Source organism: Desulfobacula sp. (assembly GCF_021107415.1).
In genome coordinates this window covers 1-7,969 of record NZ_JAIOSW010000155.1, presented here as the reverse complement: position 1 = coordinate 7,969, position 7,969 = coordinate 1, and the positions used below count along the sequence as shown (strand labels likewise).

Annotated in this window: 9 protein-coding genes; all 9 read left to right on the top strand. The window is 42.0% G+C overall.

Going from position 1 to position 7,969, the window contains the following annotated elements:
* Positions 1–2,733: hypothetical protein (locus tag K8S13_RS08535; protein WP_291461943.1), on the top strand; the 2,733-nt coding region annotated here is incomplete at its 5' end.
* Positions 2,734–2,738: 5 nt separating this feature from the next.
* Positions 2,739–3,983, top strand: a complete 1,245-nt coding sequence (locus K8S13_RS08530; RefSeq protein ID WP_291461942.1) for a zinc ribbon domain-containing protein — start codon at positions 2,739–2,741, stop codon at positions 3,981–3,983.
* A gap of 54 nt (positions 3,984–4,037) precedes the next feature.
* Positions 4,038–4,397 carry a hypothetical protein gene (locus K8S13_RS08525; protein WP_291461941.1) on the top strand — a complete coding sequence of 120 codons (360 nt, stop codon included), beginning with the start codon at positions 4,038–4,040 and terminating at the stop codon, positions 4,395–4,397.
* A gap of 172 nt (positions 4,398–4,569) precedes the next feature.
* On the top strand, positions 4,570–4,806 hold the full coding sequence (locus tag K8S13_RS08520) for a hypothetical protein (protein WP_291461940.1): 237 nt from the start codon (positions 4,570–4,572) through the stop codon (positions 4,804–4,806).
* 283 nt (positions 4,807–5,089) lie between these two features.
* Positions 5,090–5,437 (top strand): hypothetical protein, encoded by a 348-nt coding sequence (locus K8S13_RS08515; protein ID WP_291461939.1) that lies wholly within the window; start codon positions 5,090–5,092, stop codon positions 5,435–5,437.
* A 215-nt stretch (positions 5,438–5,652) separates the two neighbouring features.
* The gene (locus K8S13_RS08510) at positions 5,653–6,249 is read left to right on the top strand and encodes a hypothetical protein (protein ID WP_291461938.1); all 597 of its coding nucleotides are present in this window, start codon (positions 5,653–5,655) and stop codon (positions 6,247–6,249) included.
* 127 nt (positions 6,250–6,376) lie between these two features.
* Positions 6,377–6,904, top strand: coding sequence for a hypothetical protein (locus K8S13_RS08505; protein WP_291461937.1), 528 nt, complete (start codon positions 6,377–6,379; stop codon positions 6,902–6,904).
* Between the two features lie 98 nt (positions 6,905–7,002).
* Entirely contained in the window at positions 7,003–7,689 is a 687-nt protein-coding gene (locus tag K8S13_RS25670) for a DUF1295 domain-containing protein (RefSeq protein WP_367172552.1), read from the top strand.
* A 57-nt stretch (positions 7,690–7,746) separates the two neighbouring features.
* The coding region (locus K8S13_RS08500; protein WP_291461936.1) for a hypothetical protein at positions 7,747–7,969 on the top strand (223 nt) is incomplete at its 3' end.

The following is a 7,969-nucleotide window of genomic DNA, read 5'->3' as shown; positions in this document are numbered from 1 at the left end:
GCTGAAATTGACAGCCGTTTTGATGCTGAACGTAAAGAAAGACAGACAAAATCAGACGCTGCCCAGAGGGCCAGGGGAGACCGCTATGATGCTGATACGGACACATGGTATTCAAAGGAACATGAGGATGCCAGGCTTGCCAAGGAATATAAGGATGCAAAGGATAAATTCAATGCAGCAATGCTTGAAAAGAATAGAAATCATGCTGCCGACCGGTTGCGTGGACTGCTTACAGAAGAGGGGGAGGATGCGGGATATGTGGATGACCTGATTGCTGCCGGTCAGTGGGACAAGATATGCGATATGTTCCGTGACCGTGTTTATAAAAATATAAAAGTCTCAGTGCAGGAACACGCATCAGAACGTAATTGGGCTGTTGCAAGCCATGTGGCAGAGTATGGTGCAAAGGCTATTGAATCGGCAGCAAAGGCTGGTATTGCTGTGCTTGCCGGCCCTGCTACAGGTGGATCTTCCCTGGCAGCCATGGCGGCTGCAGGCGGAGCAACCGGTGCCATAACCGGAGCAGGCGAAGGTACAGGAGCCTATCTGGATGCTGTTGAAAAGTACGGCCCCATAAATGATAAGAACTGGATAAAAATAGCAGAAAAAACGGTAAAAAAATCGGCAGTGGGGTTTCTTTCTGGTGCTAAAGACGGTGCTGTTGGAGTTTATTGCGGTGGTCCGGGTGTTTCAAAGACTGCAAAAATCCTGATACCGGCCGGATTCGATGCTACCGAAACCCTCCTTCGAACCGGGGACCTTGCCAAGGCTGGAAAAACAGGACTAATGTCTGCAGTCGGGGACATTGGAGGTGGTGCCATAGACAAAATCGGAAACCGGGTTGTCAAAGAGGTAGCCGGAACTGCATGGTCAGGGGCCATGGGTGGTGCGGGCAGTTATGTTAATGGAGGTAGTTTCGGGGAAGGCGTTGCTACTGGATTGATAAACCGGACAGGTTCCCGGCTGGGCAATGATCTGGCTCAAGCTCTTACTGTAAATAGTTCTGATGGATTCAAAGCCTATCCTGATGGAGTGGATGCAGAAGACAGGGTTCGTAAAACAATTGATGAAATTTCAGAGAAGCAAAAAGAGATAGTTGCCATGAAAGATCAGCCCGAATTAATCCGGGATCTCTGGGACTCCAGGAAAACAATAGTGCAAAAGAATCCTGTAACCGGTGCTGAAGAAACGATTATTCTGTTAGATAAGAAAAAGGCGTTTAATCAGCTGGTAGATACTGCTTCCAGCCGAAGTGCAAAGCTTGCCGATCCTGAAGTGCAGCAGGCCATTATCGATACCAGACAGAAATTGATCTCTGACCCGGCAGATGAAGCAACTATTGCGCGAGTGCTCAATAAGCCCGATATTCAGGCAAAAATGCAGGAAGGAGACCGGCTGATTATCACCAGTTTTTCAACACCAGGGTCTAATCCCGGTGTGGGAGCTGACAAGGATTCCATCATGTGTATTGCACGACCCATAGAGGGCACTGATCAGGTACAGTTGATACAGATTGACCGTCGCCACTGGGAGAATGAGGCATATGATGAGTTCTATAAACAGACCTATAAATTAGGCAAAACAGATACTGATGGTAATATTACCCCTGAAACCGAACCGGAATTTCACAGGCAGAAGCAGGCTTTGGCCCACCTTAGAAAGAGACCTCTGGATCAGGACACGGTTGAAAGGGTTAAAGATCAGGTACAGAACAAAGTTGATGCCGAGATAAAAATAGAAAACCAAACACTTAAAGCTGCGGGTATGTCTCCGGTAGACACTGAAGCACGGCAGGCCAGGATTGATGCCCTTGTAAATCAGAAGATATCACGACTTCAGGGTCAGTTGTTAACAGATGATCAGATTAACGCCCGTGCCTGGGCTGCAAGCCGAAACCAGGTATTTACTGATCCCTACCATATGGAGGCAAGTATTGATAATTCCAACCAGATTTTCACTGCGGTAACTGCTCCTGACGGGTCGAGGCATATTGTGAAAGCTGAAATCGGTATTGAATCGGGAGGGGCAGTAAGACCTGTAATTGACGCTGAAGGACAATTACGGACAGGGCCTGGGATACTGGAAGCCCAGAGAGGCCAGCGAAGGGGTCTGATAGATGCCGAAGGAACTACGACGATGTGGAAAGTAAAGCCTGGAGATTATATTGACGGGAACATCCCCGAAGCAGTTGCTCAGACACAAAAGGGAATAAAACAATTAATAAAACTCAATGAGGGACAGCGCCAGGCGGGTGTTGTTGTGCCTCCTATGAAACCTCATGTAGCAGAAGCAATGGAACTGGTCCTGCGTGCACCCACAGATTCCAGCTCGTCTCCTGAAACGATGCAGTCATTAGAGTCTGCAATACGGTCTATCCCAAAGCCTGATCCCAGCGGTCAAAATCCTGATGGTATCCCGGCATATCCCGGGGGAATCAAAGAAGCCCTTGAAAAACTCCCCGAACAGAACCGGATGCTGGGGGCAGTCATGCCTAAAGGTACGCCTGTTGTTCATCAGGACTTTCAGGAAGGGCCGCAGGCAGCTGATGATATACGAAGCGCAATGCGTGATGCTGTAAACAAAACATCCAAACAACATTCTATTGATAACCCTCCTATTGATCCTGCACCTCCTGAACCAGACGACCTGGAGCAGCGTATCCGAAAACTGGATGAAGAACGGACAAGGCTTGCCAGAAAAATAGCCGAGAATAATCAGGGAAAAGGAGAATAATCGTGATGAACAATATGTTTTCCCTGGAAAAAATAACTCCGCCAGAATGGCAGTGTGAACTGCAGCCAAAAAGTTTGGCATGGCTTTTAAAGGGTGATATGAAAGAAACCAATCTGTCTCCACGCTACCGTTTTTCTGAAGCACGGTCTCCTGAACCGGAGGAGATGAAGCAGCTTGTTTTATCAGGCATCCTTGAAAAGACAGACTTTACAACGCCTGTTTTAAGTGCACTTGGGAAAAAAGTTGTTTCCATACTAACTGCACCGCTCTCCAATATTACGCTGCGTATCTGGGGATCAGAGAGGGCATCTGCTGAAACCAGTGCCTATTTTCCCGATAACATCACCGAGGGTCCGGGAATACTGCTTATTGAGCTGGCTGACGGAAGATGGAGCCTTTCGGGAATGACGGATATTGCCGGGCTGATTGCTTTAGCTTCAGAAATGATTCCGCCTGAAACCGATGAATGGATTCAACAAACCTCTTTTGAGGCGCATCTGGATACCGCCACAGCAGCGGTACTATGTGCTGTAATTGATATCGGCCGTACCGCCTACAGAAGACAAGGGTTTCCTGATATCGGGCTTGAACCTGGTACGGCATTTTCATTGGGAGATGTTACAGGCTACCTGGAAGCCAGTTGGGGGTTTTCGGATTTCGATCAGTTGATTTCATATTTACCTGCGACAACCATGCGCAGCGATCCTCCGTGTATTTCGGAAATAGATATTGCCTTCGAAAAACTGACTGCCAGTGATTATTTAAAGGAAAGTATTACAGGACGGTATGTCATTACTGAACCTCTCCGGGATGTTATTCCTGCCATGTTCGGATTAAGGAGTGGGATCCAGTGGCAGCGGGTGAGCCTTATTATGGGTGATGATCCGGCTGTATCAAGCCGGGTTTTTCTGATAGGTCCAGGAGGGGCTGTGTTTGTTTTTTCACCCACTGTTACTGATCATGTTTACATGAAGCTGACATCAGGAGATGAGATTATTGAATTTCTATCGAGCGAGGCTGCTGAGATTCTGCCTCTTAAGAGAGATCAGGATATCATTCCTGAAGCAAAACCTGAATGCAGTAGATGTCATTTGCCAATACATGATGGTGCGGTTTTTTGCACAAATTGTGGAGAAAAATATACAAACAGTAAAAAATCGGTCAGCAGGTCTCGCACATGCAGTAACTGTGGCAATAAAATAAGATCCGGGGCGAATTTCTGTACTATTTGCGGGTCTTCTGTGGAATAATATTACAGTCGGTTAATTGATATCAAACATTATTTAATAGAGGAGCAGAATCGCATGTGGAAATATTTTGTTTTTTTTAATTCAGTCATCATTTTCCTTTGCTGGTGTATTGCAGTGGCTGTTATAACACCAGCATATAATCATTTTGTGCAATATGCTGATTTGGCAATGACACTGCCATGGATCACAAAACTGGCTATTGATTTTAAAACACTCTCCATTGCCCTACCTATTTTATGGGGGTTAATTTCCTGGTGTATTTACAGAAAATATAAAAACAGTGAGGTAGTGATTCAGTCCAGAGTGTTATTGTACTTTTTTATCACTACGGTTTGTATCGGTTTGATTGCAATAATATTCTATCTGGTGGGTGGAATACAACCGTTCCTTAAAATCGGGGCATCCATTATCTGAGGGATAATTATTTCCATATTAACCAACCAAGGCATTATATGCAGTATCTTGATGTGATTAATTTCGACCTGTCAATAGTAGATGCCATTGTAACAGGCTGTTAAAAAATAACAAAATTGATCAAGAGGTTTTTACAAAAGTTCAACCATACATAGCTCAATTAGAGATTTTAATGGATTCTCATACCGATCCTTACCAGCCCTGTGAGGCTGAATACCACCAAATTCAAAAGGTCTTAGAGCTTTTGTTAAAAAAGGGATTTTCAGCTAGTATTCTTACAAAATCTGATTTAGTTGAGCAGATTGAACCAGTTATATTTTCAAAAAAACATATTTATTGGTGGCAACTTAGAGAGGACTTGGCGGCACGCAAAAAGGATCGACAATTGAATTTGAATATTCATGTATAGGAATTGAATAATAAAAATTAAAAGAAAAGGGATCAAATCTGCCGTTGACCCTTGATTGATTAAAAGTATAGTTCAACAATCAACATGCACCGGATTTCACCGGTGATGTTGAGAGTTCGTCTTAAGAAATAGGAGAGTAAATCAAGGGCATAATCATACGAGATTCCAGCATGGTTATGAGTCTACAATTTCAAAAAAAGATCATTGTGTCTATAATTTCAAAGTAAGATCAATTTGGCCTCGGTTGGCAGGTAGCCCAAGGGCCAATTAGGAGAAGTAAACTATGGCCGATATCCAAGAAGAAAAGCGCTCTCGCTCTAAAGTCCCTTTAGTTTTGGGAGCGATATGTTTCGTTATCTATCTTTCGTTTATCTGGAGCAGCTTTTATTGGACAGGAGGCTGGATTGCCAAACTATTTCGTGACCACTACGTTTTTTTTGTTGGGCTCCCATTTGCAGGCTTCCTCGCTTACTTCATCGTTGGTACATTAGAGAATGTTCGAGGACAGATAGAGTTTGAAGCGGTCGGAGTAAAGTTCAAAGGGGCGAGCGGACCCATTTTGATGTGGGTTATTGTATACCTAGTCCTAGTGTTATCAATTACAATGGTGTGGCCTCTAACCCCTTATTAAATGCAAAGAGTCGTGCGTTGCGGAACGGGAGTTGCTTTGAAACGCGTTATAAAGAGTAGCCGATCCACAATAAGCAACCTTCAGCCTTTGAATCACAAATAGAATGATTTTTGCAACCTAATAGAAGCTATTGCATTCTTTGTAGGAATTGTTAAGTATTTACAATATAAATATCAAGAAAATGGTGGATTAATTCTGTGTTAAGGATGGTTAGGATGTTCGTATCCCTGATTCGCTTATGGATTTTAGCAACAACCTTCACGTTTCTATTTTGTCAGAATACGTTCTCAAATGATTTGTTCTCTGCCCAAAGAAATGAGTATAAAGGTTTTTGGACTAGCTGTGTTTATACCAATAATGGTAAGCTGAATATTCGTGTAGCTCAAACCGAAGACAATAGCGGCGAATTATATTATAAGATAAGTGATAGTGGCATCTTCGACGGGTCACCCTACGCCGATACGTCGACTATTACTTTCAATCTCATTGCCGATGAAGTAGGGCAGCGAGCCAAACTCGAATATTGGTTTCCTTATCCTAAAATCGGATTTATTCCGAGTATTAAGAAGAAGAGAATAGTACTTGAGGGGATTTTCAAAAGATTGGACCGGGATAGCTGGCATTTGATTGTTAAAGATGAGAATTTAGAAATTGAACTTAATGTTACAGCTTCACGGATGGACGGGATATACAACTATTCTGGTATCAAGTATCCGTTTATTGATCGGTTTGAAGGTGATGCCGGTGTGTTTTCAATAGTGAAAACTGAATTAGAGGTTGCAGCAGCTACAATAGAACTCAAGTGCCCTTAATGAATTCCGTGATCAAACATTTGTTGTTGCAATATAAATCTCAACAAGCCAAATTCACCGGGCGAGCCGGTAATTAGGGGGTTAGCCAATATATTGAAAATTTTTCCTTTATAAGTGGGATTTTCATATGCAAAAAGACATTCTCATAGACAAGTACTTACGTCACTACACTTTTAATGAATACCACGAAATAGTGGCAGATTCTCCAATTGCTAATGTCTTTAACGTCGCAAATGACTTTGATCTTTCAAAATCCAAAACAATTGCATGGTTATTCAAACTCAGAGGATTACCAACACAAAGATTAAACTTACAAGATTTTATCGATGATATTGGTTTTACAAACCTTGAAAGTAATGCCCCTTATGAAAACTTAATTGGTTTTTGGGCAAGAGTAAAAATTGCACCAATACCAAGCTATGAGGATTTCATAAACAATTCTATTTCACCGTGGATCAAAGTCGTTTGGAACTTCCAATGTGAAGAGTTAGGAGAAAATAAAACCAAAGTCAGCACAGAAACCAGAGTGTTGTGTGTTGCACCTATTACTAAAATTACATTTCGCTTGTATTGGTTAATGATTAAGCCTTTTAGTGGGTTAACACGGAAAAAGATGCTTAAAATCATTAAGGAAGATTCAGAAACCAAGCTGTAGAATGGCTAACAAGGCTTTTTCAGCGGGCAAAAAGCCGCGCCCGCTGAAAAGCAGCGTTGAAATGACATGTTCGGAGTAACCTCTCATAAAGAAGAAAAATGATTTTTCTATATGAACACTCACCGTCAATTCCAGCAAAGGCGCTCATGTCTATGGGTGTATTAGCGGGAACTCTCACTGCTACGGCATTAACAACAGGCTATTCAGACTGGTTCGTGAATGTTCTGAATTTTGAAAAAGTTGAGGGAAATATCTACCGACAAATAATCATGTTCATTTGCTGTTTCATTTACTTTATTAGATTCACTATAGGCCTGTTTGTTTTCATGCAGCGAAAGATTTGCTGGTTCGAGGGAGGCCTTGTTACAGTTTTGTTTTTTATGATGTTTTATTTTTTTGGTATCTCCGCAGGAAGTCACCCGGATTCAATTGGAACAATCGACATTTTCGGGATATCCTTATTTCTGTTTGGATCTTGCATCAATACTTTGGCTGACTACCAAAGGTTTTCCTGGAAAAGAAATAAAAAAAACAAGGGGAAGTTATACACCTCGGGGCTCTTTAAATACTCCATGCATATTAACTACTTTGGAGATGCTATTGCCTATTTTGGATTAGCACTGATTACATATAATATAGTTTGCTTGTGTATATCAACGGGTATGGTTATTTATTTTATTGCATTTGAAATTCCCATGCTTGATGAGCACCTAAATAAGAAATATAAACATGAATTTATTGAATATTATAGGACTACAAAAAAGTTTGTTCCATTTATATATTAGTTCTAATACGTTTTCCTCAATGGATGACCTCTTTTATATTTGAAGGGATATAATTCAATGAAAGTATCTGTATGCTCAAGCAGACCAATTCTCTCTTCCTGCGGATTAAAAGACATTGAATATCAAGTTGATACTTATGTTGGGTGTGAACATTACTGTTATTATTGCTATGCCTTGCCCCAGGCTGAAACTGATTGGTCAAAGGAAATCCTCATTCAATGTCATAAACTTAACGGCAAGGTTTATAATTCATGTAATGCTCGCGCTTGTTCACTTTGTG

Bases quoted from the DNA above. Each gene is read 5' to 3' on its own strand.
- K8S13_RS08530 (WP_291461942.1), top strand. From the start codon at position 2,739: ATGAACAATATGTTTTCCCTGGAAAAAATAACTCCGCCAGAATGGCAG.
- K8S13_RS08525 (WP_291461941.1), top strand. From the start codon at position 4,038: ATGTGGAAATATTTTGTTTTTTTTAATTCAGTCATCATTTTCCTTTGC.
- K8S13_RS08520 (WP_291461940.1), top strand. From the start codon at position 4,570: ATGGATTCTCATACCGATCCTTACCAGCCCTGTGAGGCTGAATACCAC.
- K8S13_RS08515 (WP_291461939.1), top strand. From the start codon at position 5,090: ATGGCCGATATCCAAGAAGAAAAGCGCTCTCGCTCTAAAGTCCCTTTA.
- K8S13_RS08510 (WP_291461938.1), top strand. From the start codon at position 5,653: ATGTTCGTATCCCTGATTCGCTTATGGATTTTAGCAACAACCTTCACG.
- K8S13_RS08505 (WP_291461937.1), top strand. From the start codon at position 6,377: ATGCAAAAAGACATTCTCATAGACAAGTACTTACGTCACTACACTTTT.
- K8S13_RS25670 (WP_367172552.1), top strand. From the start codon at position 7,003: ATGATTTTTCTATATGAACACTCACCGTCAATTCCAGCAAAGGCGCTC.